This is a genomic window from Pseudocitrobacter faecalis, from assembly GCF_965231525.1.
GTDB classification, from domain to species: domain Bacteria; phylum Pseudomonadota; class Gammaproteobacteria; order Enterobacterales; family Enterobacteriaceae; genus Pseudocitrobacter; species Pseudocitrobacter faecalis.
Window position 1 is genome coordinate 2,427,439 of record NZ_CBDDNJ010000002.1, and the last position, 24,225, is coordinate 2,451,663.

25 protein-coding genes and 1 tRNA gene are annotated in these 24,225 nt (G+C 51.9%); 12 read left to right on the top strand and 14 right to left on the bottom strand.

What is annotated here, in order from left to right:
- Window positions 1-114: 114 nt before the first annotated feature.
- Together solA and ACOXYR_RS12245 are read left to right on the top strand one after the other, a co-directional pair.
- Window positions 115-1,233 carry an N-methyl-L-tryptophan oxidase gene (gene solA, locus ACOXYR_RS12240; RefSeq protein WP_421355239.1) on the top strand — a complete coding sequence of 373 codons (1,119 nt, stop codon included), beginning with the start codon at window positions 115-117 and terminating at the stop codon, window positions 1,231-1,233.
- Between the two features lie 129 nt (window positions 1,234-1,362).
- A complete protein-coding gene (locus tag ACOXYR_RS12245; protein ID WP_108475763.1) occupies window positions 1,363-1,476 on the top strand; it encodes a DUF2770 family protein in 114 nt (37 codons plus the stop codon).
- On the opposite strand, the gene trhO is transcribed toward ACOXYR_RS12245, so the two are convergent.
- Window positions 1,477-2,526 carry an oxygen-dependent tRNA uridine(34) hydroxylase TrhO gene (gene trhO / locus ACOXYR_RS12250; protein ID WP_108475764.1) on the bottom strand — a complete coding sequence of 350 codons (1,050 nt, stop codon included), beginning with the start codon at window positions 2,524-2,526 and terminating at the stop codon, window positions 1,477-1,479.
- A gap of 222 nt (window positions 2,527-2,748) precedes the next feature.
- On the opposite strand from trhO, the gene ACOXYR_RS12255 reads away from it, so the two are divergent.
- The 3 genes from ACOXYR_RS12255 (at window position 2,749) to ACOXYR_RS12265 (ending at window position 5,509) form a co-directional block, all read left to right on the top strand.
- A complete protein-coding gene (locus ACOXYR_RS12255) occupies window positions 2,749-3,669 on the top strand; it encodes a Kdo(2)-lipid IV(A) acyltransferase (RefSeq protein WP_108475765.1) in 921 nt (306 codons plus the stop codon).
- Between the two features lie 118 nt (window positions 3,670-3,787).
- Window positions 3,788-5,014 carry a multidrug efflux MFS transporter MdtG gene (gene mdtG / locus ACOXYR_RS12260; RefSeq protein WP_108475766.1) on the top strand — a complete coding sequence of 409 codons (1,227 nt, stop codon included), beginning with the start codon at window positions 3,788-3,790 and terminating at the stop codon, window positions 5,012-5,014.
- Between the two features lie 120 nt (window positions 5,015-5,134).
- Complete coding sequence (locus ACOXYR_RS12265) at window positions 5,135-5,509, top strand: MysB family protein (protein ID WP_015964894.1); 375 nt, start codon at window positions 5,135-5,137, stop codon at window positions 5,507-5,509.
- Here the strand turns inward: ACOXYR_RS12265 and ACOXYR_RS12270 are convergent, their stop codons facing one another.
- The 3 genes from ACOXYR_RS12270 to mdoG form a co-directional block, all read right to left on the bottom strand.
- Entirely contained in the window at window positions 5,510-5,737 is a 228-nt protein-coding gene (locus ACOXYR_RS12270; RefSeq protein ID WP_108475767.1) for a YceK/YidQ family lipoprotein, read from the bottom strand.
- Window positions 5,738-5,801: 64 nt separating this feature from the next.
- Window positions 5,802-8,330: a glucans biosynthesis glucosyltransferase MdoH gene (gene mdoH, locus ACOXYR_RS12275; RefSeq protein WP_108475768.1), complete on the bottom strand. Its 2,529-nt coding sequence runs from the start codon at window positions 8,328-8,330 to the stop codon at window positions 5,802-5,804.
- Window positions 8,323-9,876: a glucans biosynthesis protein MdoG gene (mdoG, locus tag ACOXYR_RS12280; protein ID WP_421355240.1), complete on the bottom strand. Its 1,554-nt coding sequence runs from the start codon at window positions 9,874-9,876 to the stop codon at window positions 8,323-8,325. The genes mdoH and mdoG overlap by 8 nt, the downstream gene beginning before the upstream one ends.
- Before the next feature lie 252 nt (window positions 9,877-10,128).
- Here mdoG and mdoC point away from each other — a divergent pair, with 252 nt between their 5' ends.
- Entirely contained in the window at window positions 10,129-11,280 is a 1,152-nt protein-coding gene (gene mdoC / locus ACOXYR_RS12285) for a glucans biosynthesis protein MdoC (RefSeq protein WP_421355241.1), read from the top strand.
- A gap of 45 nt (window positions 11,281-11,325) precedes the next feature.
- Here mdoC and ymdB read toward each other — a convergent pair whose 3' ends face one another.
- The 3 genes from ymdB to csgC form a co-directional block, all read right to left on the bottom strand.
- Window positions 11,326-11,868: an O-acetyl-ADP-ribose deacetylase gene (gene ymdB, locus ACOXYR_RS12290; RefSeq protein WP_113858583.1), complete on the bottom strand. Its 543-nt coding sequence runs from the start codon at window positions 11,866-11,868 to the stop codon at window positions 11,326-11,328.
- Window positions 11,869-11,963: 95 nt separating this feature from the next.
- A complete protein-coding gene (locus tag ACOXYR_RS12295; protein WP_113858582.1) occupies window positions 11,964-12,338 on the bottom strand; it encodes a fimbrial protein in 375 nt (124 codons plus the stop codon).
- Between the two features lie 194 nt (window positions 12,339-12,532).
- The gene (gene csgC, locus ACOXYR_RS12300; RefSeq protein WP_421355242.1) at window positions 12,533-12,865 is read right to left on the bottom strand and encodes a curli assembly chaperone CsgC; all 333 of its coding nucleotides are present in this window, start codon (window positions 12,863-12,865) and stop codon (window positions 12,533-12,535) included.
- 510 nt (window positions 12,866-13,375) lie between these two features.
- Between csgC and csgD the strand changes: the two genes are divergently transcribed.
- The 3 genes from csgD to ACOXYR_RS12315 all read left to right on the top strand — a co-directional run bounded on the left by csgD (window position 13,376) and on the right by ACOXYR_RS12315 (window position 15,538).
- On the top strand, window positions 13,376-14,026 hold the full coding sequence (csgD, locus tag ACOXYR_RS12305) for a biofilm master transcriptional regulator CsgD (protein WP_108474415.1): 651 nt from the start codon (window positions 13,376-13,378) through the stop codon (window positions 14,024-14,026).
- A gap of 5 nt (window positions 14,027-14,031) precedes the next feature.
- Complete coding sequence (locus tag ACOXYR_RS12310; RefSeq protein WP_108474416.1) at window positions 14,032-14,412, top strand: CsgE family curli-type amyloid fiber assembly protein; 381 nt, start codon at window positions 14,032-14,034, stop codon at window positions 14,410-14,412.
- Between the two features lie 163 nt (window positions 14,413-14,575).
- Complete coding sequence (locus tag ACOXYR_RS12315) at window positions 14,576-15,538, top strand: CsgG/HfaB family protein (RefSeq protein WP_421355243.1); 963 nt, start codon at window positions 14,576-14,578, stop codon at window positions 15,536-15,538.
- A 107-nt stretch (window positions 15,539-15,645) separates the two neighbouring features.
- Here ACOXYR_RS12315 and ACOXYR_RS12320 read toward each other — a convergent pair whose 3' ends face one another.
- Entirely contained in the window at window positions 15,646-16,902 is a 1,257-nt protein-coding gene (locus ACOXYR_RS12320; RefSeq protein WP_421355244.1) for a hypothetical protein, read from the bottom strand.
- Window positions 16,903-16,943: 41 nt separating this feature from the next.
- Window positions 16,944-17,441 (bottom strand): hypothetical protein, encoded by a 498-nt coding sequence (locus ACOXYR_RS12325; RefSeq protein WP_108474419.1) that lies wholly within the window; start codon window positions 17,439-17,441, stop codon window positions 16,944-16,946.
- Window positions 17,442-17,820: 379 nt separating this feature from the next.
- Here ACOXYR_RS12325 and ACOXYR_RS12330 point away from each other — a divergent pair, with 379 nt between their 5' ends.
- Entirely contained in the window at window positions 17,821-18,225 is a 405-nt protein-coding gene (locus ACOXYR_RS12330; protein WP_421355245.1) for a curli assembly protein CsgF, read from the top strand.
- A 43-nt stretch (window positions 18,226-18,268) separates the two neighbouring features.
- Here the strand turns inward: ACOXYR_RS12330 and ACOXYR_RS12335 are convergent, their stop codons facing one another.
- The 4 genes from ACOXYR_RS12335 to ghrA form a co-directional block, all read right to left on the bottom strand.
- Complete coding sequence (locus ACOXYR_RS12335) at window positions 18,269-18,751, bottom strand: DUF1097 domain-containing protein (RefSeq protein ID WP_421355246.1); 483 nt, start codon at window positions 18,749-18,751, stop codon at window positions 18,269-18,271.
- Window positions 18,752-18,847: 96 nt separating this feature from the next.
- Window positions 18,848-19,402, bottom strand: coding sequence for a TorD/DmsD family molecular chaperone (locus tag ACOXYR_RS12340; protein WP_108474422.1), 555 nt, complete (start codon window positions 19,400-19,402; stop codon window positions 18,848-18,850).
- Window positions 19,403-19,422: 20 nt separating this feature from the next.
- A complete protein-coding gene (locus tag ACOXYR_RS12345) occupies window positions 19,423-20,160 on the bottom strand; it encodes a phosphatase (RefSeq protein ID WP_421355247.1) in 738 nt (245 codons plus the stop codon).
- A gap of 93 nt (window positions 20,161-20,253) precedes the next feature.
- A complete protein-coding gene (gene ghrA, locus ACOXYR_RS12350; RefSeq protein ID WP_407732569.1) occupies window positions 20,254-21,192 on the bottom strand; it encodes a glyoxylate/hydroxypyruvate reductase GhrA in 939 nt (312 codons plus the stop codon).
- A gap of 267 nt (window positions 21,193-21,459) precedes the next feature.
- Here ghrA and ACOXYR_RS12355 point away from each other — a divergent pair.
- Window positions 21,460-21,547: transfer RNA gene (locus ACOXYR_RS12355), tRNA-Ser, on the top strand.
- A gap of 782 nt (window positions 21,548-22,329) precedes the next feature.
- On the opposite strand, the gene ACOXYR_RS12360 is transcribed toward ACOXYR_RS12355, so the two are convergent.
- Window positions 22,330-23,232, bottom strand: coding sequence for a LysR family transcriptional regulator (locus tag ACOXYR_RS12360; protein ID WP_421356745.1), 903 nt, complete (start codon window positions 23,230-23,232; stop codon window positions 22,330-22,332).
- Window positions 23,233-23,346: 114 nt separating this feature from the next.
- Between ACOXYR_RS12360 and ACOXYR_RS12365 the strand changes: the two genes are divergently transcribed.
- Window positions 23,347-24,207, top strand: coding sequence for a pirin family protein (locus ACOXYR_RS12365; RefSeq protein WP_421356744.1), 861 nt, complete (start codon window positions 23,347-23,349; stop codon window positions 24,205-24,207).
- The last annotated feature ends 18 nt before the right edge of the window (window positions 24,208-24,225 follow it).

Genomic DNA, 24,225 nt, shown 5'->3' on the forward strand with positions numbered 1-24,225 from the left:
GGCACCTTCGGGTGCCTTCTTTATTTTCAGACTTGTATCCATCCTCCTTGTTAATTACCCTGCTATACACATCATGCTGATGCGACTTATCAAACAACAATTCCAGGAAGCGCTATGCAATATGACCTAATCATTGTCGGCAGTGGCTCCGTCGGGGCGGCTGCCGGATACTACGCTCGTAAAGCGGGCCTTAATGTCCTGATGACCGACGCCCACATGCCGCCTCATACCGAAGGCAGCCACCACGGTGATACGCGCCTGATTCGCCACGCGTATGGTGAAGGCGAAAAATATGTCCCGCTGGTGCTGCGCGCGCAGCAATTGTGGGACACGCTTGCCGCCACCAGCGGTGAAGAACTGTTTGAACGCAGCGGCGTGGTAAACCTTGGCCCGGCAGATTCAACCTTTCTGGCCACCGTGGCGCAGAGTGCGGAAAAATTTGGCCTTGATGTCGAGCGACTGGATGCCACAGGCGTGATGGCGCGTTGGCCGGAAATTCAGGTGCCCGATAATTACCAGGCCATTTTTGAGCCAGCCTCCGGCGTGCTAAAAAGCGAGCTGGCAGTAAAAACGCTGATCGCACTGGCAAAGGACGCAGGTTGCGCACAGCTCTTCAATTGCCCGGTAACCGCGATTGAACATCACGCTGACGGTGTGGCGATCGAAACGTCAGAAGGCCGTTTTGAGGGGAAGAAATTGCTGCTCAGCGCCGGTACATGGGCTAAACAGCTTTACCCGCAATTGCCAATCCAACCGGTTCGTAAAGTGTTTGCCTGGTTCCAGGCCGATGGGCGCTACAGCCGTAAAAATAATTTCCCGGCGTTTACGGGTGAACTACCGAATGGCGATCAGTTCTATGGTTTCCCGGCGGTTGAGAATGAACTTAAAATCGGCAAACATAATGGCGGCCAGCTCATCAATACACCACAAGGACGCAAACCGTTCGGAACCGTGGCGACCGATGGCTCTGAGGCTTTCAGCTTCCTGCGCAATATTCTGCCCGGTATTGGCGGCTGTTTACACGGCGCGGCTTGTACCTATGACAACACAGCGGATGAAGATTTTATTATTGATACACTGCCCGGTCAGCCAAATACTTTGCTGATTGGCGGATTGAGTGGTCATGGTTTTAAGTTCGCCACCGTGCTGGGTGAAATCGCCACGCGATTCGCGCAGTCGCAGCCAGAAACCTTTAACCTGGCGCCTTTCTCGCTTTCCCGTTTTGACGATTAATCCGTGCGGTTTGCCTGATGGCGCTGCGCTTATCAGTCCTACAATCGAAGCCAATTGTCGGTCAGGTAAGCGCAGCGCCACCTGAAAAATGCAGGCACATACAATGATGTGCCTTTAAAGAGAACAACAATGCAGCGTCTATATAACTATCTGGTCAACAATCTGCGCGAACACTTTATGATCTACGTCGCGCTCTGCCTGTTGCTGGCCGTGATCGACCTTATCTGGATTTTCTTCACCTGATCACTGCGGGTCAGGGATCCCGAGTTTAGTATTCAGCCGCCCGCGTGATTTATTAAAAATCTTGTTGCCATTTTCCCGTCCGGCGCGGCGTTTACGCTGCTCCTCTTCCGGCAGTTTGTGCTCTTCCTGGCAGGCTTCACTACAGCAGCCTTCATATTTCTCCGCGCAGGTCGGGCACTGAATAAACAGCAGATGGCAGCCGTCATTCAGGCAGTTCGTGTGACTGTCGCATGGCGCACCACACTGGTGGCAGTGGGCAATCACCTCATCGGAAATACGCTCCCCCATCCGCTCGTCAAAAACAAAGTTCTTGCCGATAAAACGCACCGGTAGCCCTTGCTCACGCGCGCGACGGGCATATTCAATAATACCGCCTTCAATGTGCCATACCTGCCTGAACCCGTTATGTTTCATCCAGGCGCTCGCCTTTTCACAGCGGATCCCGCCGGTGCAGTACATAACAATTTTCTTGTCTTTATGCTCCTGCATCATCTCGACGGCTTTCGGTAACTGATCGCGGAAGGTATCTGCCGGGATCTCCATGGCGCGTTCGAAATGGCCGACTTCATATTCATAGTGGTTGCGCATATCGATGAACACCGCATCCGGGTCATCCAGCATCGCGTTCACTTCCGCCGCTTTTAAATAAGCGCCGACATCATTCGCGTTAAATGTTGGATCATCAATACCGTCCGCCACAATGCGGTCACGCACTTTCATGCGTAGCACCCAGAACGATTTGCCGTCGTCATCCAGCGCGATGTTTAAGCGCAGCCCATTCAGCGCAGGGTCAAAACCGTACAACAGTTCACGCAGCGCATCGACATTGCTTGCGGGTACGCTAATTTGGGCGTTGATTCCTTCATGAGCTAAATAGATGCGGCCAAACACTTTCAGTTCGGAAAGTGCAAGGTAAAGGGCATCACGGGTCGCTTTTGGGTTAACGATGGTGAAATACTTATAGAATGAGATTGTCGTGCGTGGCTCGGTTTCAGCGAGCATCTGCGCCTTCAGAGTCTCATTCGATATGCGGTTATGTAACACTGGCATGGTGCTCTAATCCTGCAAGAAAGAATGAAATTGATAAAACGGGCGGATGATATAGCAATCATCGATAATTTACATCCACACATTTTGCGCTACATTTGTCTCTCCATCAAAACAACGTATGAAACATTTGCACGAATTATCGACACTCGTACTCTGGTCAGGTTTGGCTGGCGGGAAAATAGTGCGACAATAGCGGAAGTGGCTCGATAAAACAGGAAAGACATGACCCAGTTACCCAAATTTACCGCAGCGTTGCTGCATCCTCGTTACTGGCTAACCTGGCTGGGAATTGGCCTGCTGTGGCTGATCGTACAATTGCCCTACCCGATCATTTATCGTCTCGGCAATGCCATTGGCCGCGTGGCGCTGCGTTTTATGAAGCGTCGCTCAAAAATCGCTTACCGCAATCTCGAATTATGTTTTCCGCAAATGAGTGAAGCCGAGCGTCATCAACATGTGGTGAAGAACTTCGAGTCGGTCGGCATGGGCCTGATGGAAACCGGGATGGCATGGTTCTGGCCCGATCGCCGCATCGAACGTTGGACAGATGCCAGCGGTCTGGAACACATCGCTGCCATGCAGGAACAGAAACGCGGCATTTTGCTGATCGGGATTCATTTTCTGACGCTCGAAATGGGTGCGCGAATGTTCGGCTTTTTCAACCCGGGCATTGGCGTTTATCGCCCAAACGACAATCCGGTTATTGATTTACTGCAAACCTGGGGGCGAATGCGCTCCAATAAATCGATGATCGACCGGAAAGATTTGAAAGGCATGATCCGCGCGCTGAAAAACGGCGAAATCGTCTGGTATGCGCCGGACCACGACTACGGCCCGCGCGCCAGCGTCTTTGCGCCGTTGTTTGCCGTTGAACAAGCGGCTACGACATCAGGTACATGGATGCTGGCGAGAATGTCGAAAGCCAGTATTGTGCCCTTCGTGCCGCGCCGCAAACCTGACGGCAAAGGTTATGAGCTGATCATCCTTGAGCCGGAAGTCACCCCGCCACTGGACGACGCAGAGACCACCGCCGCGTGGATGAACAAGATTGTCGAGAAGTGCATCATGATGGCCCCGGAGCAGTATATGTGGTTGCATCGCCGCTTCAAGACCCGCCCAAAAGGAATGCCTTCCCGCTACTGAACGTTAGCGCAGCCTTCGTGGCTGCGCTGATACCCTGCCTTGCAGTAACAATCACACGCGCGCATAATTAGCAGGCTTATTGAATTATCTGCTACCTTCTGCTCACTTTTGGAATTTTATGCCTGCTTCTGATGCCGATGCCCCCATAAACTGGAAACGTAATCTTACTGTCGCCTGGCTTGGCTGCTTCCTGACCGGCGCGGCATTCAGCCTGGTGATGCCTTTTCTCCCTCTCTACGTCGAGCAACTTGGCGTCACCGGCCATAGCGAACTTAACCTGTGGTCAGGGATTGTCTTCAGTATCACGTTTCTGTTTTCCGCCATTGCTTCGCCGTTCTGGGGCGGTCTGGCCGATCGCAAAGGCCGTAAGATCATGCTGCTTCGCTCGGCCCTGGGAATGGCTATCGTCATGCTGCTGATGGGTCTGGCGCAGAATATCTGGCAATTTTTAGTACTGCGCGCGCTGCTTGGCGTGCTGGGCGGTTTTGTGCCTAATGCCAATGCGCTGATTGCCACCCAGGTACCGCGAAATAAAAGCGGCTGGGCGCTGGGAACACTCTCAACGGGTGGCGTCAGCGGTGCCCTCCTCGGGCCGCTGGCGGGCGGTTTACTGGCCGATAACTATGGTTTACGGCCCGTCTTTTTCATTACGGCCACGGTGCTGTTCTTGTGCTTTGTATTGACCTTGCTATTGATTCGTGAACAGTTCACGCCGGTCAATAAAAAAGAGATGCTGCACGCCCGCGAGGTCATCAGCTCGCTGAAGAATCCCAAACTGGTGCTCAGCCTGTTTGTCACCACCATGATCATTCAGGTCGCCACCGGCTCCATTGCGCCTATTCTGACGCTTTATGTCCGCGATCTCGCCGGCAACGCCAGCAACATTGCCTTTATCAGCGGGATGATTGCCTCCGTACCCGGCGTCGCCGCCCTGTTGAGCGCGCCAAGGCTGGGCAAACTGGGCGACAGAATCGGCCCGGAAAAAATCCTTATCGCCGCGCTCATTCTCTCGGTGCTGCTGTTGATCCCCATGTCGTTTGTACAAAATCCGTTGCAGCTTGGCATCCTGCGTTTTCTGCTTGGTGCCGCCGACGGCGCCCTGCTGCCCGCGGTGCAAACGCTGCTGGTGTATAACGCCAGCAACCAGATTGCCGGGCGGGTGTTTAGCTATAACCAGTCGTTTCGCGATATTGGTAACGTGACCGGGCCATTGATTGGCTCGGCGGTGTCGGCAAGCTATGGTTTTCGTGCGGTTTTCTGCATTACCGCCGCCGTCGTGTTGTGCAATGCGATCTATACCGGGTTTAGCCTGCGCCGTCGCGCCCCGGCTAAAACTGTCGGGTGATTTTCTGCCAATTTTTCTTGCCCGTTCCAATCTTAAGCTATTCTTTTCCTGAATAACCCGGAATGTTGCCCCTCTCAGCGGGCAGCACCTGAGACCACGTCAAATCGCAGGGAGAATAAGATGACTATGTATGCCACGCTTGAAGAAGCTATTGACGCGGCGCGAGAAGAGTTCCTCGCCGATAACCCCTCCGTTGAAGAGAGCGATGCGGATGTTCAGCAGTTGAATATCCAGAAATACGTTTTGCAGGACGGCGACATCATGTGGCAGGCAGAATTCTTTGCCGACGACAGCGAAGAAGGCGAGTGCCTGCCGGTACTGAGTGGGGAAGCGGCGCAGAGCGTCTTTGACGGCGATTATGACGAAATCGAGTTACGCCAGGAGTGGCTGGAAGAAAATACGCTGCATGAATGGGATGAAGGCGAATTTCAGCTCGAACCCTCGCTGGATACCGAAGAGGGCCAGGCTGCGGCAGATGAATGGGATGAGCGCTGATTATTCATAGGGGCCGTGGCTGGCATCAATAGGTAGCAGTAACGTATCGAAGATCAGCGAAAACGGCAGGTCAATAATCGTCAGCCAGCGCCATGCGGAATCACGCAGATCCCACTGTACGCCAGGATAGTATTGGTTCCCGTGGCCCTGGCCCGGAATGGTGCGGCTGATAACGCTGCCGCATCCGCTCAATAACAGCGTCATGGCGATGACCAGTACGATTTTCATGCAATACCTCAACGTCAGACAAAAAAATACCGGCTTTAACGCCGGTATTTTCCTTTTTTACGGCTTATTTTGCTTTCATCGCCAGCGGATTAATCGCCAGTTTCGAGTACGCGTCCACCCAGGAGGTGTATTTCTCAGGTGCAGCCCATACACGGTAGTGCAGACGTGCCATCGTCACCGGGTCACTCAGCAGCACTAAACGACGGTCGCGGTTGAGTTTGTCCGGCGTTTCATTCAGCGCCTGCTCAACGTGGCGATCACGCGCAATCTCCAGTACATGGCTGGCACGGTGACGTGCGGTTGCCATCGCTGTCGCCAGTGCGTTATACGACGGGTTAAACACCGCGTGCATAAAGCCATTTTCCAGCGTGCGATTACGGTTCAGTTGCAGGTAGGCATCCGTATCAGCCAGCACTTTCGGCGTATTATACTCTTCCGGGATCAGGAACAGCTTCCAGCGCTTCGTCCGCAGACCTACCGTTGCGCGGCTCGAAATGACGGAAACGAACGGCGAAAGAATGAGCGAGAAGACAATCGGCGCCAGCCAGAACAGGAAACGCAGATCCAACCATGCCATGCCGACTGCCCACACCAGCCCCAGCAGCAGCTGAGAGCCGTGACGCATAAACGCTTCACCCCATGGTGTGGAGTCATCATCGCGCTGCGGCGAATTCCAGACCACTTCCCAGCCCAGGAACGCGCTGACCACGAACACGGTGTGGAACAGCATACGCACCGGTGCCAGCAGCACGGAGAACAGCACTTCCAGCAGCAGAGAAATCGTCACGCGGATAAAGCCGCCGTACTCTTTCGGCCCCTTACACCACACCAAAATAATGCTGAGCAGTTTCGGCAGGAACAGCAGCACCATGGTTGAAGCAAACAGCGCTATCGCCAGTTCAGGACGCCACTGCGGCCACACCGGGAACAACTGACGCGGTTGCAGGAAGTACTGCGGCTCAGTGAGCGCGTGCACCACCTGAAGCGCCGTTGACAACGCCAGGAACAGGAACCACAGCGGTGCTGAGAGATAAGACATCACGCCGGTCAGGAACACCGCGCGGTGAACCGGGTGCATTCCTTTCACCAGGAACAAGCGGAAGTTCATCAGGTTACCCTGACACCAGCGACGGTCACGCTTCAGCTCATCAAGCAGGTTCGGCGGCAGTTCTTCATAGGAGCCCGGCAGGTCATAGGCAATCCAGACGCCCCACCCTGCCCGACGCATCAGCGCGGCTTCGACGAAGTCATGCGACAGAATCGACCCGGCAAAGTTACCCTCACCCGGCAGCGGCGCTAGCGCACAATGCTCGATAAACGGTTTTACGCGGATGATGGCGTTGTGCCCCCAGTAGTGGGATTCACCCAACTGCCAGAAGTGTAACCCGGCGGTGAACAGCGGGCCGTAGACGCGCGTGGCAAACTGCTGACAACGGGCATACAGCGTATCCATACCCGATGCACGCGGCGAAGACTGGATGATCCCGGCATTCGGGTTCGCTTCCATCAGGCGCACGAGGTTGGTCAGACAGTCACCGGACATCACCGAGTCGGCATCCAGCACCACCATGTAGCTGTACTCGCTCCCCCAGCGGCGGCAGAAGTCATCAATGTTCCCGCTTTTACGCTTCACACGACGACGACGACGACGGTAGAAGATCTGCCCTTCGCCCTGCACTTCGGCAATCAGCTCCATCCACGCTTTCTGCTCAGCAACACAGATATCCGGGTTGTAGCTGTCGCTCAGAATATACACATCGAAGTGTTTCTGCTGACCGGTCGCTTTCACCGATTCCCAGGTCGCACGCAGGCCCGCGAAGACGCGATCGACGTCCTCGTTACAGATAGGCATGATAAGCGCGGTGCGATGTTCCGGGTTCAGTGGTTCATCGCCCACTGTGGACGCGGAAATACTGTATTTATCCCGGCCAATCAGCAGTTGCAGGAAGCCCATCAGTGCGGTCCAGAAGCCGGCAGAGACCCAACAGAACAGCACAGCAAACAGCACCAGGATGCCACTTTGCAGCAGATACGGCAGCAGCTGCATAAAGGAGACCCACAGGTCCTGGCCAACCATATCGACAGGGTTAATAAACGCCCAGCCCTGATACGGCAGAATGGTTTTCATGTACCAGGTCGCTACCACCGTCTGCGCCAGCGTCAGGATCAGCAAAATGTAACGGCGGATAGAACCCGTCGTTCGCCATTTTTGCTCGTGCTCCTGCTCTTCTTTGGTCAGACGAGACACATAGCGCGGGGTAACATCACGACCGCGCAGGCGATCCCAGAAACGGCCAATCGGGTTGGTACGCCACGGGTCCGGGAACATGGAAGAACGTTTCGCTTTCGGCATGGCCTGAAGCTGCGTACGTCCTTCGTCATCTTTGATGAGCTGGTCACCGGCCAGAGAGTCTGGCCAGTTTTGCTCAAGACGTGCTTTCACGGATGCGAGCGGGGTATCGTCATCGCGTTCAAACGTTTGATGCTCGGTATCCAGCGCTTCGTGCACAGCACGCAGACTCGAATCGGGCAGCGCCGATTTTTCCGCCTCCGTGAGCGACAGCGCGTCAATGTACTTCGTTGTCTTATTCATTGGCAGGCAGCTGATAGCTCCAGGTTTCACTCAGCGTTTGGTCAGCGTTAACCAGCGCCGCGCGCATTTCAGTGGTTTTCTTCGGATCTTTCACTTTAACGCGCAACGTCAAGCGCCAGCCTTTGGTGACCGGATTATAACGTACGCTGTTTTCAACGATTTCACCGTTGTCGCCAATGCTGGCTTGTGAAGCTACAGGCGTATCCTGCGGCAGTTTTTTCATGTCCGCGCCGGTGAAATCGACCACGAAGGCCAGCGTGCCATCCGGTTGACGAATCAGATTGGACTGTTTCACATCACCGGTAGAACGACGTGTCTGCACCACATACGCGCTATCCGGCGCATGGAGTTTATCTTCGTCACGGCTGAAGGTGATGCTGTATTTGTAGTTCATCTCTTTACCGGCTTCCGGGAGTTGATCCGGTGTCCAGTAAGCCACGATGTTATCGTTGGTTTCATCGTTGGTCGGAATTTCTACCAGTTCGATTGTCCCTTTACCCCACTCACCTTTCGGGGTGATCCAGGCGCTTGGGCGCAGATCGTAACGATCGTCGAGATCTTCAAAGCGGGAGAACTGACGGCCACGTTGCAGCAGACCAAAGCCCTGCGGATTTTCAGTCGCATAGCTGCTGACGGCCAGGTGTTTCGGGTTATTCAGCGGACGCCAAATCCATTCACCGTTACCCGCGTGAATAGACAGACCGTTAGAGTCATGCAGCTCTGGACGATAGTTAGTGACCTGCGACGGCTGGTTCGGCCCAAACAGGAACATACTGGTCAGCGGCGCGACACCCAGTTTACCGACTTTATCACGCAGGTAGATTTTGGTTTGTACATCCACCACTGTGTCGCGACCCGGCATGATGACAAAGCGGTAAGCCCCAGTGGCGCGCGGGGAATCCAGCAGTGCGTAGATGGTCAGACGCTTGTCGGTCGCTTTCGGACGTTCAATCCAGTATTCACGAAAACGCGGGAATTCTTCACCGGACGGTAAAGCAGTATCGATAGCGAGACCACGTGCGGATAAACCATATACCTGCCCTTGCCCAAGGACACGGAAGTAGCTGGCACCCAGCATACTGACGATTTCGTCGTTTTTGCCTTTGCTGTTAATAGGATAAAGCACTTTAAAACCAGCAAAGCCAAGGTCTTTCACCGTGTCTTTATCGTGCTGTACATCACCGAAATTAAAGTAGTCCGGGTTGTATTTAATTTTGCGTACGGACGTAGCGGTAACTTCGTTAATGGTAACCGGCGTGTCGAAGTACATACCCTGGTGGTAGAACTCGAGCTTAAATGGGGTTTTAACGTTGCTCCAGTAGGCCTTATCGTGGTTGAACTGAATCTGTTGGTAGTCCGCATATTTCATTTCGCGGAATACGGAAGGCAGGTTGCTTTTCGGCGCTTCATAGCTCTTCCGGGCCAGTGATTTCGCCTGCTTTGCAACGTCATCAATGCTAAACGCCCATGCAGATGAAGTACACAGGGACAACATTACGGCAGCGCCAATCCAGCGCATTTTCATCATCTGTGGTTTATTGTTCATATAGCTAAGCACTTCCCCCTTTGTGTGCTTAAATCGATCCGATCCATTTTACTGGAAACTCAAGCAATCCGACAACATAATCCCCATATTGTTCAGCATAGCGGCTCAGGGAATAAGCAACCGTTAACTGCTTTTTGCACTTTGCGTGCTTATCCTGGAGACAGGTACCCGGACTTCGTGTAGGGTTGCGTCGAATGTAAACGTTATCGCCGCGTGCGATAAGACGAATAGTCTGAGAATTTAGCTAACTCTATGAATAATGTACCTGCACAGCGCGAATATTTCCTCGATTCCATCCGCGCATGGCTGATGCTTCTGGGTATCCCTTTTCACATTTCCCTGATTTACTCCAGCCACACCTGGCATGTTAACAGCGCAGAACCTTCCTGGTGGCTCACGCTATTTAATGATTTTATTCATGCTTTCCGCATGCAGGTGTTTTTTGTTATCTCGGGCTACTTCTCCTACATGCTGTTTTTGCGTTATCCGCTGAAGAAGTGGTGGAAAGTGCGCGTTGAGCGCGTTGGGATCCCCATGTTGACGGCGATCCCTTTGCTGACGCTACCGCAGTTTCTGATGCTGCAACACGTCAAAGGAAAAACGGAAAGCTGGCACACGCTATCGCTCTATGACAAATATAATACTCTGGCATGGGAACTGGTGTCGCATCTGTGGTTTTTATTGGTTCTTGTGGTGTTGACCACACTTGGCATCTGGGCATTCAAAGTCATTAAACGCCGTCAAACGCCAGGAGGTTTAGATAACCTCACCATGGGCAAACTGACGGTATGGTTCTTGCTGTTGGGCGTGCTATATGCCGCAATCAGACGCACGCTGTTTATCGTTTATCCCCCCTTTCTCAGCGATGGCCTGTTTAACTTTGTGGTGATGCAGACGCTGTTCTATGTGCCCTTCTTCGTGCTGGGCGCGCTGGCGTTTATCCACCCTCGCGTTAAAGCGTTGTTTACCACCGCCTCCTGGCCGTGCGTGATAGCCGCCATCGCCGGTTTCATCGCCTATCGCCTGAATCAACAGTACGGTTCTGGCGATGCGTGGATGTATGAAACCGAGTCGGTGATCACCATGGTGCTGGGTCTGTGGATGGTGAACGTGGTGTTTTCGCTGGGCCATCGCCTGCTCAATTTCCAGTCTGCGCGCGTCACTTACTTCGTCAATGCTTCACTGTTTATCTACCTGGTGCACCATCCGCTGACGCTTTTTTATGGCGCGTGGATCACGCCCACTATTCATTCCAATATCGTGGGCTTTATTACCGGGCTGGTCTTTGTGATTGGGTGTGCGCTGGTGCTATACGAGATCCATCTGCGTATTCCGCTTCTGCGTTTCCTGTTCTCAGGTAAACCGCAGCAGAAGGTTGAAAAAGCGCAGCCTTCACGCGGCTAACGCACAAACAAAAACGCCTGATACGTTGCGGTATCAGGCGTTTTTTTATGCGTCGACGTCGTCGCCCTGCTGACTTAATAAGCGCTGATACAACCTCGCATTTTCTTCGTCGTAACAGACAAACAAGACTTTCTCCGGCGTGCGGTGAAACGTCAGAAAACGCTCAACTGTATGGAAGGCGATTTCTGCGGCGGCGGGTTTCGGGTAGCCGTATACACCGGTCGAAATCGCTGGAAACGCAACGCTTTGATAGCCGTTATCCAGTGCCAGCTGCAGGCTATTGCGATAAGCCTGCTCCAGCAGCGAGGCTTCATGCGCATCGCCACCTTTCCACACCGGCCCGACCGTATGGATAACCGCCTTCGCCTTCAGGTTACCCGCCTGAGTAATCACTGCATGACCCGGCGGGCACGTTCCTTGTTGCTGACGCACGACCGCGCAGGCTTCTTCTAACGCCGGGCCTGCGGCACGGTGAATGGCACCATCAACGCCGCCACCGCCCATCAGCGATGGGTTTGCTGCATTGACGATCACATCCACGTCAAGTTGGGTAATATCTCCCTGCAACACCTGAATACGTGCTGTCATGCTGACCTCCTGCCGACCACAAACCTGTTATCCGTTTGGACAATAGCGGTGGTGGGCTTGCTGACAAATAATAGAAACCCTTTACGGGGGTGCCATTATTGATACTGCACGCTTATCACAGCAAGCGTTTTCTGTTTATTCAGCCACTTCATATCGAGCGTAGCGTCCCTGAGGTGTTGTGTTTCTCCATGCGAAAGTGACGTAACGGGAATCGTACTTTGATGATGATTGCCATCGCGGTAGCAGGAGACGTTGACATTATCCGTAGATGGCTTCACCGCGCAGCCTCCTTCCACAATTTGACCGCGAAAGTGAATAACGCCCCCCTGGCCTGATCGTTCGGATTCAGCCAGCGCGTCGAAACAAACGGCGGGAGTAAGACAGAGTATCAACAACGCATTACCGAGAATTGCTTTCATGTAAGCCTCTTCACAAAGCCTCATCCCTGATTGTTGATTACGATGGGTCATCTGTTCATCTTCTCAGGCTAGCAGCCCCTGAGATTTTTGAAGGCATCAACAAGCAACGGATGAAATTAAATAGTGTGTTGTTCAATACGTCATTTATTTTCAAGGAGTTAAATGACCCGCTATTGGTAATTCAGAAGGAAGTTACCAACAGAGAAGCTATCGGCAATGGGGGAAAATACTTTAGAGTGAAGGAGTTAAGTTTTCTGTGGGTCAAGCGACCAGGTTTCCGTAAGATCAATATCGCGGCCGTCTGATACATGAACGGTCACCAGCACATTGTCACCTGGCGCAGGCGTCAGAACCAGCGTGGCCAGCGCCTGGGGGCGATGCGCCTGAATAACCTGCACACTTTTTTGTCGACTGCGACTGACGCCGGATGCGCCCTGCCGTTGGGTTTCCATGCTGACTTCACACTGGCACGCTACCGGTAGCGTTACCCAGGGGATTACGATGACCTGCTCGCCCTCTTGCTTTGAGTCAAAACTCAGCGTTCCTACCACCATTGCCGCAACGATGAGAATGGGCATCGTATGATTAACCTCTCTGCTGTTTGTCATCGACCAGTTCAACTCACCGTAGCGCTGCCATAGCTTTCATCCTCATGAGTTCAATAAGAATTGTCTTAAGAGGGCATGGCGACGGGTGAAGATGCTTGCAAAATTTATTCGTAATACCATTAAATCGGTAAATAAAATTAATGCAAATCTACTTCAAAGGTTCGATGAAAGTAACTAATGCTTTTTTATTATTTTTAATAAAAACCTTAAATATCATTATGATAACTATTAATTTTATTTTTAACTTTAAATATTCATCATATGAAAGCGCTTAAAGAAAAAATCATCAGCCAGTTTTACATTTTGTTACATTATTAAAACTTGTTTAATTAATTTTGCCTACCTAAATTTTAGATTAATTCATATTTCGTAGTTGATTGGCATTGCCGCGCTTCTTGCGGTGGCCTGAGCATGCTTGTGTTGTTTTAATACCTTATATTTCAATTAGATAAATTGGCATATATCTCTCTGGAGTGAACCATGAGAATCAATAAAAATCCGTCAGAGCCCAGATTCTTGTTTCTGATAACCAAGCCGTCATTACAATCAACACTTTTGTTACAAGCACTTAAAAAGCGCTTCTACAACGAAGTCACTCTTAAACACTGTGATGTCATCGACAGTTCGGCGATTGAAGATGGCGATCTTCTTTTATTCGACATGATGTCCCTTGAAGAACACACATCACGGCAGTGGTGCCAGGATCTACAAAACTGCCAGAAAAAGTTTAAAACACTACTTTTTAATATACCGCCGCATTATCATCACCGTGAAATTGTCGAATGGCCGATGATTAGCGGTATATTTCATACAGAAACCGGCGAAGAAAATTTAATTGAAGGTATCAAAACCGTATGCCGGGGTGAAAAATTCTTTCCAAAGTCGATTAATGACTATCTTACACAGCAGCTAAATTTGTCCCATCCGCAGTGGAATGAAACCGTTGACCTGACACATCGCGAAAAGCAGATTCTCGGTAAACTTCGACAAGGTGCTTCTAACATCGAAATTGCCCATCTGCTATTCATCAGTGAAAACACTGTCAAAACGCATATCTACAATCTCTTCAAAAAGCTTTCGGTGAAGAACCGAACTCAGGCCGTATTTTGGGCGAACAAATACCTACGGTGACGACAATGAAAACCGTTCCTCTATTGGCGACTGTTCTGCTTTTACACCTGGCGCCAGCCACGGCTGCAGAACTTGAAGTTCCTGGGTTGATTGTCACACGTGCCGTAACCTCGGTAGGACAAAAATTCTGCCGTGACTTTAGCGAACACTGGACAGATAATAAAATAAACCTGAGTATTATTGAACGCCCCAGCGCACGCTGGGGCAGTATTATGACTATTCGTTATGATCAAGACATTGTCTTTCAGACAATTGTCTCACCTGTCATGCGAAATTATGATGCGGTCATTACTCAAGCCGTCGCATCAGTACAGGAAGAAATACAAAAAAGGATTATAAATCAAGCATTATTACAAACTGGAGACCTTTCCTCCGACGAATATTAATCTGGAATATTTTATCGAAAATAGTCCTTTTGTGCTGATGTAATTTACAACCCGGAAATTAGTCGTAGCGCAATTAATTATTATTGATTGCGCTCACGGCTTCTTGCGTAAATATTTCACAGAGGGGTCTTTAAATGTCACCATTCAGAGAGGCAAGAACAAGATGCGTATCGTTACTCTGGCAGTTGTAGCTGGACTCTTGTCTGGGTGCATTACAACGCCACCACAAGAAGCCGCCAGGCCCACATTACTCCCACGCGATGCGACCTATAAAGATCTGGTATCGCTCCCTCCGCCGCGCGGAAAAATATATGTCGCCGTCTATAATATCCAGGATGAGACGGGCCAGTTCCAGCCCTATCCGGCCAGTAACTTTTCTACATCAGTTCCGCAAAGCGCCACAGCAATGTTGGTTTCCTCTCTGAAAGACTCGCGCTGGTTTGTTCCTCTGGAGCGTCAGGGGTTGAATAACCTGCTCAATGAACGAAAAATTATTCGTGCCGCCCAGCAAAATGGTACCGTGGGCGATAATAACGCCAGCCCGCTGCCTTCGCTTTATTCGGCTAATGTGATTGCCGAGGGTTCAATAATTGGCTACGCCAGTAATGTTAAAACCGGCGGTTTTGGCGCGCGCTATTTTGGTATTGGCGGCAGTACCCAGTATCAATTAGATCAGGTGGCGGTTAATCTGCGTATTGTGAATGTCCATACCGGCGAAGTGCTCTCCTCGGTAAATACCAGCAAAACGATCCTCTCTTATGAAATTCAGGCGGGCGTCTTCCGCTTTATTGATTACCAGCGACTATTAGAAGGCGAAGCGGGCTTTACCACCAACGAACCGGTAATGACCTGTCTGATGTCAGCCATTGAGGAAGGCGTCATCCACCTGATCAATGATGGGATTAACAAAAAACTGTGGGCGCTGAGTAATGCCGCAGATATTCACTCTGAAGTCCTGACGCGTTATCGCAAAGAGGCGGTAGAAGGCTTGCTGATGCCCGATGAACTCACGCAAGCGCCGCCGCCGCAAACGGTTCGCCCCACTGTACCGGCGCAGTCAGCACAGCAAAATCTCGCCCCGCCGCAAGCACCGTTGCCGAAAGCCGCGAGCGAGAGCAGTTCCTGATGGCATATCTTGCCGGCTGTCAGCTTTTCGCAGCCGGTTTTTTAATTCCATTATTCTGCGCATAAAAAAGCCGCCACAACGTGGCGGCTCATCAGGCAAAATATTGCTTAGTGTTGATTCACAATGGCTGTGTTACCAGACCCGGTCTGTTTCACATATGCCGTGGTTGACACGCCTGCGACGGTCTGATTAATGTTCACGCTGCTGCCATTAGCGCTGGTTTGCAGCACTTTAGCCGCTGCGACCAGGGTGCCGTAACTGCCGCCGTGTTTATCCTCATCAAACGATTTATCCCAGCTGCTGCCACCACTCTGATTAATGACAACATCGCTGTCTTTGGTACCACTAGTCTGGTCAACATCCACCAGACCATTATTAACGTTGGTGATTGCGGTGACCGTGTTACGACTGGTTCCGCCGCTTTGATCGATAGTGGCGATACCATTACTGCTGTTTTGTTCAAGCGTAATGGTGTTGCTGCTACCATTCTGGTTAACCGAAGCATCGTTTTTGAAACCGAGCTGTGTCACATCCAGCACGTTGCCGCCGCTGCTGTGACCACTGCCGCCTTTAAGATCGTTTTTACCGTTGTAGAAGCCACCGCCGGTTTGCGTCAGATCTGCGGTATTGTAGTTACCTTTCTGTTTCAAATTCAGGTCGTTAAAGCTACCCGACTGGTTGACGATGGCGCCGTTGCCTTGCCCATTCTGGCTAATATAGGCTTCGTTATAGTTACCGGAGAGGTTCGCCGTCAGGTCATTTTTCCCTTTCTGGTAAATCACCGCCTTATTATGTGTACCTGATTGGCCAGGACTGTAGATGTGGTTATCACTCTGGTCCTGGTTAATCACCATTTGGTTATCGGAACCACTTTGGGTGAAGGTATTACCGGAAGAGCCACCTTTAGAGTCGAGCAGGCCTGTACCGATGGTGTTGTTTTTACCCCCGCTTTGGCGGATATACAACAGGCTGTCTTTTGCGGTTTGCAGGGTGCTCAGAGAGTTATTGCCCCCTTCCTGATAAATCAGCGTTGATGAGCCTTTTGCCCCATCCTGCTCGACGTTGGCCAGATTATTGCCGCTACCATAACCCGAGCCGCCTTTATCATCCCAACCGCCATGACCGCCGTGGCCACTGCCGCTGGAGCCACCCTGGTAGATGGCAACGTGTTCACTGTTGCTACCCGCATTCGGCCCAAAGCCTGGCAATTCGCTACTGTGCGCGGCAACCGCTTCGGTAGCAAGCCCCGCGGTTGAGGTGAGCTCGGAATTACCACCGTCGGTTACCGCAGGTCCGGTATATTGCGCGAAGGCACTTCCAGAAATAACTAATGATGCAATTGCTGTCAATTTCCAGAGATTCATAGTAGTACCTATTATGTAGTTAACGTAACGGGTTAAATGGACTACCTCGTATAGCCATGAGTGACTTTTACGCTGATAGTTTTACCTACTCCAGTTTGACTGACTTTAATACCTGCCAGGTTATTTCCAACCTGAACAATTTTCGCATAATTTGAATATCCGTCCTGAGAAATAGCCGCTGCGTTCCCAGAACCTTTTTGTATTATTTCAGCATCATTACCCCAACCCGCCTGACTAATAATAGCAAGATCGTTATTACCATAGAGTTGGGTAATGTCAGCCGTATGCCCTCCACCTTGTTGTTGAATAATAGCGTTGGTATTTCTACCGGTATGGTATTGATCAATATCAGCCCGTAGCCCATCCCCATTCTGTTTGATCCATGCGTTAGTCGCATTGCGAGGTAAGTTCAATTTATCTGGTAATGCGTAATCTTCAGCAGACAGAGAGGACAAATCAGGATGTTCATTTGATTGAGAATGCGCATAAACTCCCACAGGAGTGAATGACAATAGTGCTGCGAGGACATAGCCTCTCATAGAATACCTCCAGTCAATATCATTAAACTATTGTGTACCCCCTCGTAAAAATGAATAGGCTACTGCATCCCGGTACACCACCAGGTATATACGAAATTTCACATATGGTAATAAGCGTATTCACCAGCGATTATTTCGCACTCATACAAAAACAGGATTTGTCCGTGACTGTCAGCAAAAAGTACTATTTTTCTGGGTTAGCATTATCTTGTAAATAAAAATGCGATTGATTTTAATCAATAATTTTATTTAATAATTTTTTATTGAACGCCTCTACATGAAATGTCGTGGAATTCTTTTCCTCGGGAACTATGATAAAAATGTCGTGATACCACGCGTTCTCAAAAACAATATCGCAATATTTGCTTGAGGGCACACCATGTTAAAACGTCATAAAGTGCTGTTGAGTCTGGCGGGCATTATGCTGGCCAACGTCTGTATTGCCGGGCAACTTGTCTATACGCCGGTAAACCCCAATTTTGGCGGTAATCCATTGAATGGCTCCACGCTGCTTTCCGAAGCGCAGGCGCAAAACGGCTATTCTGCGCCGAACTCTGATGATTCGTATGATCAAACTTCAGCACTCAGTGCCTTTACATCATCGATCCAGTCCCAGTTGCTGGGGAGTTTGATGGGTAACGTCAGTCAGGGGAAACCCGGTAAACTGGTGACGGAAGATTTCATCGTCAATGTGACCAACACGGATGGACAGCTGGTGATGAATATTACCGACAGAAAAACCAATCAAACTTCGCAAATTGAAATTAGTGGCATGAGCAACTAACACACCTCTGGAATGAAAACCGGCGACACATGGTCGCCGGTTTTCATTCTTCTACTGCGCGTTGCGTTGAAGCCGATGTTCGCCGGTTGGCCAGCCACAGCCCAGCGTTTTTCATCGCAAAGCCAAATATCAACCCCACCACCAGTGAAGGCACCACCAGACGCCAGTCACCCTGCCCGGCAAAGGTTGCGCAGGCTCCGATAAAGGTACCGGGAACAAATGACAGTAAAAGCTGCTTTGCCTGGATACACATCAGAAACGCCACCACGCCCGTCATCAGATAGCCGACAATTTCCAGATGCGGCGCCATTGCGCTGCCGTAAATAATTACCTGCGCCCACAGCACGCCGCTCATTGTGGTACAAGCGGAAATAAGCAGCCCCTTCAGCCCACCTTGTGGGCAGGCAAAATAGGCGGTACAGCCGAGGAAACCGGCCCAGCTTAATAATCCCAACGACACCGCTACCCAGCCCCAAACGCCGGAAAGAATGCCCGTGGTGATAGCTATAGAGAGAAGTATGTTCATGGCGGGCATTTTAACAGATGCCCACCGAGTTAGTGAGAGCATGAACACGTTTCAGACAATGCGATTACATTAATTGCATCATAAACGTGATTTAAATCACTCTTCTTCCTCTTCCTGAAGTTCATCCCACATTGCGCTAATCGCTTCGCGGGTCAGGAGCGCCAGGGTACGCCAGAACGTGGTCGTCGCATGGGCTTCCACTTTGCCAAGGAAAGTGCCGACCCACGGCAGGAGATACTCTTCAAACAGCGTCTCAAGCGCCTCGTTTTCATCCTCCGCGGCATTATCTTCAAGCCAGGAAGCCGCCAGCAATAAAGTACCGATATGGTCGGCAGGATTTTCGCCAAGCGGCATGCCGCGCGACGTGAGAAACGCGCGTACATCGGCCTCTGTCGCTCCGTCAACCCACGCGCTACGGTATGGCGAAACACGGCACTCTTCGCCCACAAACAGGGCGTTGTAATCTGCGGCAATTTGCTGAATATCACAGCTTTTTTGCAGACGGGTCAGCAGTTCATCCTGCTCAAGCGGCCAGTTCGCCGCCAGCTTCCCTTCGCGGATCAGGGTAAACAGCGGAACCAGCAGCGGGTCCTGCGGCTGACGGTAGTACAGCGAGCCCAGCGCCCGGCAGAGAATTGAAAACTCGTTCATTAATTAATCCATCTTATTGATTAAAATTCGGCAAATTCAGGAACCGGAGCTTTGCCGCGTGACTCCAGGAAATTCAGAAAACGACGTGGGGTAACGTTCAGAATACGATCTTCGGGGAAATCGACGGCATCAAGGATCTTCCGACATTCAGTAAACTCGCCCAAAGTAAACGCTGTGTGGGAATCAGAGCCCAGTGCCAGCCAGCCTCCCGCATCACGAACCGCCGCGGCGATGGCGCGACAGTTACCTTCACTCCCGACGCGCGATGTCAGGAATGACGAGTTATTGATCTCCAGCGCCACCTGATATTTGGCTGCCGCCTCAGCGACTGCCTGAATATCAATCGGGAATTTCGGGTTACCCGGGTGGCTAATCATATGCACGTTACCACTGGCTATGGTAGCAATCATCGCTTGCGTATGCGTGGCTTTATCCTGCGGCGGGAAAACCGGCTCGTGGAAGCCTGCAATAATGAAATCAAGCGAGGTCAGCATTGGCCCGGTGCAATCAATTTCACCCTGGGTATTTTTGATGTTCGCTTCGATACCGCGCAGGATCCCCACGCCAGCAACGATACGCGGCCAGATACGCATATTAATAAAGTGCCAGGCATGCGGTGCATCAGCCATATCCGGGCCATGATCGGTGATCGCAAAGAGTTTGATGCCTTTTCGTTTCGCTTCGGCAATATAGTCATGCAGCGTGCTATAAGCATGGGTGCTGGCAACAGTGTGCATATGCAGGTCAACAGGATACATCACATTCTCCTCTAACGTGTTAGCGCCAAGAATAGCAGGAAACCAGGCCTTTTATTAGCGAAAACCCGGCAGAAGCCGGGTTTGTGGGAGCGACTAATAACCGCGCTGGCGGTCAACCTGGCCACTTACGTGGTCGCCGCGCTCAAGCCCCATAATCGTTCGGGCGATATAATCAATGGCCTCCTGCGGGCGTGTTACCGCCGCGATGTGCGGGGTCATCACCACGCGTGGATGCTGCCATAATGGGCTCTCCTGCGGCAGCGGTTCACGGCTGAAGACATCGAGCATCGCGCCCTTCAGTTTATGAGTGTTAAGTGCCTGCAACAGATCGTCCTCCACCACATGCACGCCACGCGCCAGATTCAGCAGATAGCTGTGATCCTGCAACTGATTCAACAAAGTGAGATTAATAATGCCAACAGTTTCCGCCGTATTCGGCAACAGGTTGATCAAAACGCGCGTTTCACGCAGGAAATCGCCCAGTTCTTCGGTTCCGGCAAAACTTTTCACACCCGGCATCGTTTTGCGGCTACGGCTCCAGCAGCGTACCGGGAAGCCCCACGCCAGCAGACTTTCAGCCACTTTACCGCCCAATACGCCCGCGCCCATGATGCCGATAGTAAAATCGTCACGATGATAGTCCGCCAGCGGCTGCCACTCAGATTTCTGCTGCTGCGCCTGATAATCATCAAAACGGCGGAACCAGTGCAGCACCTGGCTTACGGCATATTCCTGCATTTGCAGGCCCATACCGGTATCTTCAAGGCGGAACAGCGGGATAGACTCTGGCAGCATTTCCGGGTTGGCTTTGAGTTTACTGAGAATAGAATCGACGCCCGCGCCCAGCGCGAACACCGCTTTTAAATCGCGGCCCTGCAACATCTCAACCGGCGGATGCCAGACCAGCGCATAGTCGGCATGCTGAATGTCGCCCTTTTTCCATTCGCGAACATTCGCGCCCGGCAGTTGCTTACTCAGTTGAGCAATCCAGTACGGGGTATCAAAGGTCGGATGGTAAAAGATGATCTCCATAACTACTCCTGACATAAAGCGCCATCGTATTTTTATCTCTTTGGCGCGATGTTGATTGATTTTTTTAGCGGATCCTCAGCATAGCAAAATTATCTTATCACTCCTGCAAAAAGCAGCGTGGTGGCAAAAAAGGCGATTTATGACTGATTTAACAGCAAGTTGCTTGAAGTTTGTCTAAACGCGCTATTTTTTAAAAAAGTTTATTGACGCACGCAGCGGATTTCCCTAAATTAGCGCCCGTTCCAGCAGCAACGGAACAAACAATATGGTGAGGTGTCCGAGTGGCTGAAGGAGCACGCCTGGAAAGTGTGTATACGGCAACGTATCCGGGGTTCGAATCCCCGCCTCACCGCCATATTTTAAGAAGAGCTCGTACGAAAGTACGGGCTTTTTTTCGTATGTTGCACAACCAGGCGGGGTGAGAAGCCCGGACCGGGGTTCGAATCCCCGCCTCACCGCCATATTTTAAGAAGAGCTCGTACGAAAGTACGGGCTTTTTTTCGTATGTTACACAACCAGGCGGGGTGAGAAGCCCGGACCGGGGTTCGACAACTGGCGCAGCCAGTTGGACAGACCGAGAACGCAGTGAACGGGCTGCCCGAAGGGCGAGCGCAGCGAGTCAATCCCCGCCTCACCGCCATATTTTAAGAAGAGCTCGTACGAAAGTACGGGCTTTTTTTCGTATGTTGCACAACCAGGCGGGGTGAGAAGCCCGGACCGGGGTTCGACAACTGGCGCAGCCAGTTGGACAGACCGAGAACGCAGTGAACGGGCTGCCCGAAGGGCGAGCGCAGCGAGTCAATCCCCGCCTCACCGCCATATTTTAAGAAGAGCTCGTACGAAAGTACGGGCTTTTTTTTCGCATGTTGCACAACCAGGCGGGGTGAGAAGCCCGGACCGGGGTTCGACAACTGGCGCAGCCAGTTGGACAGACCGCGAACGCAGTGACGGGCTGCCCGCAGGGCGAGCGCAGCGAGTCAATCCCCGCCTCACCGCCATATTTTAAGAAGAGCTCGTACGAAAGTACGGGCTTTTTTTTCGCATGTTGCACAACCAGGCGGGGTGAGAAGCCCGGACCGGGGTTCGACAACTGGCGCAGCCAGTTGGACAGACCGCGAACGCAGTAGGCCCCACCTTTTATTCCTCCTCCATCTTCTGATACTCCTCAGCCAGATAATCGACCAATGCTCTGACCGACGGCAATAACCCGCGCCTGGACGCAAATACCGCATGAATCACCTCGCGACGTGGTTGCCACTCATCGAGAACCGACACCAGTTCACCTGATGCCAACTGCTCCCGCACCATCAACAGGGGTAATTGCACAATACCTACACCCGCTATGGCGGCTTCACGCAGCGCCAGCATATCGCTGGTAACCATGCGCGGCGTAAACCAGACTTCAGCACGCGCGCCCTCCGGTCCGGTTAACTCCCAGCGATGCTGCTTACCCGCTCCGAGGCTTAAACCCGGCCAGCCACTCAGTGTTGCGGGTGCCAGGGGTTTTCCCATACGCGCAACCAGTTCAGGGCTGGCTACCAACCGGTGCCCGCGATCTGCCAGCACGCGCATCACCAAATCACTGTCCTCAAAAGGCCGGGGACGTACGCGTATCGCGACATCTACCCCTTCCGCCACCACATCCACGCGTCTGTTGGTTGCCTCAAGCTGCACATTGATGCCAGGATAACGCACCATAAATCGCGCCAGCATCGGCCCAACGTGCACATGCAGCAATGTTACCGGGCAAACGATCCTCACCGTCCCGCGCGGCTCTGACTGTAGTGTCGCCACCGCATCCTGCGCCGCCTCCGCCTCAATCAGCATGGCTTTACAGTGCTGGTAGAACGTCTGCCCGACCTCTGTCACCCTAAAGTGCCGGGTGGTACGATGGATTAACCTCACGCCAAGCCGCGCCTCCAGTTGCGCAATACGCCGACTCAGTTTTGATTTCGGCTGATCGAGCGCCCTGCCTGCTGCTGCAAATCCTCCGTGATCCACCACCTGTACAAACCACGCGAAATCATTGAGATCCTGCATATCCACCTCATCGTTCTATTTTTGGAACAGTCTAGTGCCATTTTGCTATCTACCGGGTGATTAACCACAAATATAAGCTTAATGACATCAGAAACAGAAACGCAGGAGATAACGATGAAACAGATTACTGGCGTGTATACCCCTCCCGTCCCCCACTGGGTAGGCAACGGCTTCCCGGTACGATCACTGTTTTCTTACCAGAGCCATGGCGAGCAATTGAGCCCTTTCCTTCTGCTCGACTATGCCGGGCCGTTCACCTTCCCGGCGGGAAACGAGAAGCGCGGTGTCGGCGAACATCCGCACCGTGGATTTGAAACCGTCACGCTGGTGTACGACGGTGAAGTAGAGCATCGCGATTCAACAGGAAAAGGCGGCGTGATTGGCCCAGGTGATGTTCAGTGGATGACTGCAGGTGCCGGAATTTTGCACGAAGAGTTCCATTCTCAAGCCTTTAGTCAGACCGGCGGTGAACTGAAGATGATTCAGCTGTGGGTCAACCTGCCGGCAAAAGACAAGATGGCGACGCCCGGATACCAAAGTATTCGCGCCGAGGATATTCCGCACATCGCTTTACCCGATGGAAGCGGCAACCTGCGCGTCATCGCAGGCCGCTTTCAGGACGTCAACGGCCCGGCGCACACCTTCTCGCCGCTGAATGTCTGGGATATGCAGTTGAAACAAGGGCGCGACATTGACTTTACGCAGCCCAATGGCTGGAGCACCGCACTGGTGGTGCTAAAAGGAGACGTCGCCATTAACGGTGATGAACGAGCCCACGAAGGTCAGTTGGTGGTATTCAGCCAGCATGGTGAAGCATTCCACCTTCAGCCGCAAACGGATTCCAGCGTGCTGCTACTGGCAGGTGAACCTCTGAACGAACCAATTATTGGATACGGGCCATTTGTGATGAATCACAAGGCGCAAATTGCTGAAGCAATTCGCGATTTTAATTCAGGTCGTTTCGGCCAGATTTAACAACACGAGGTAAATAAC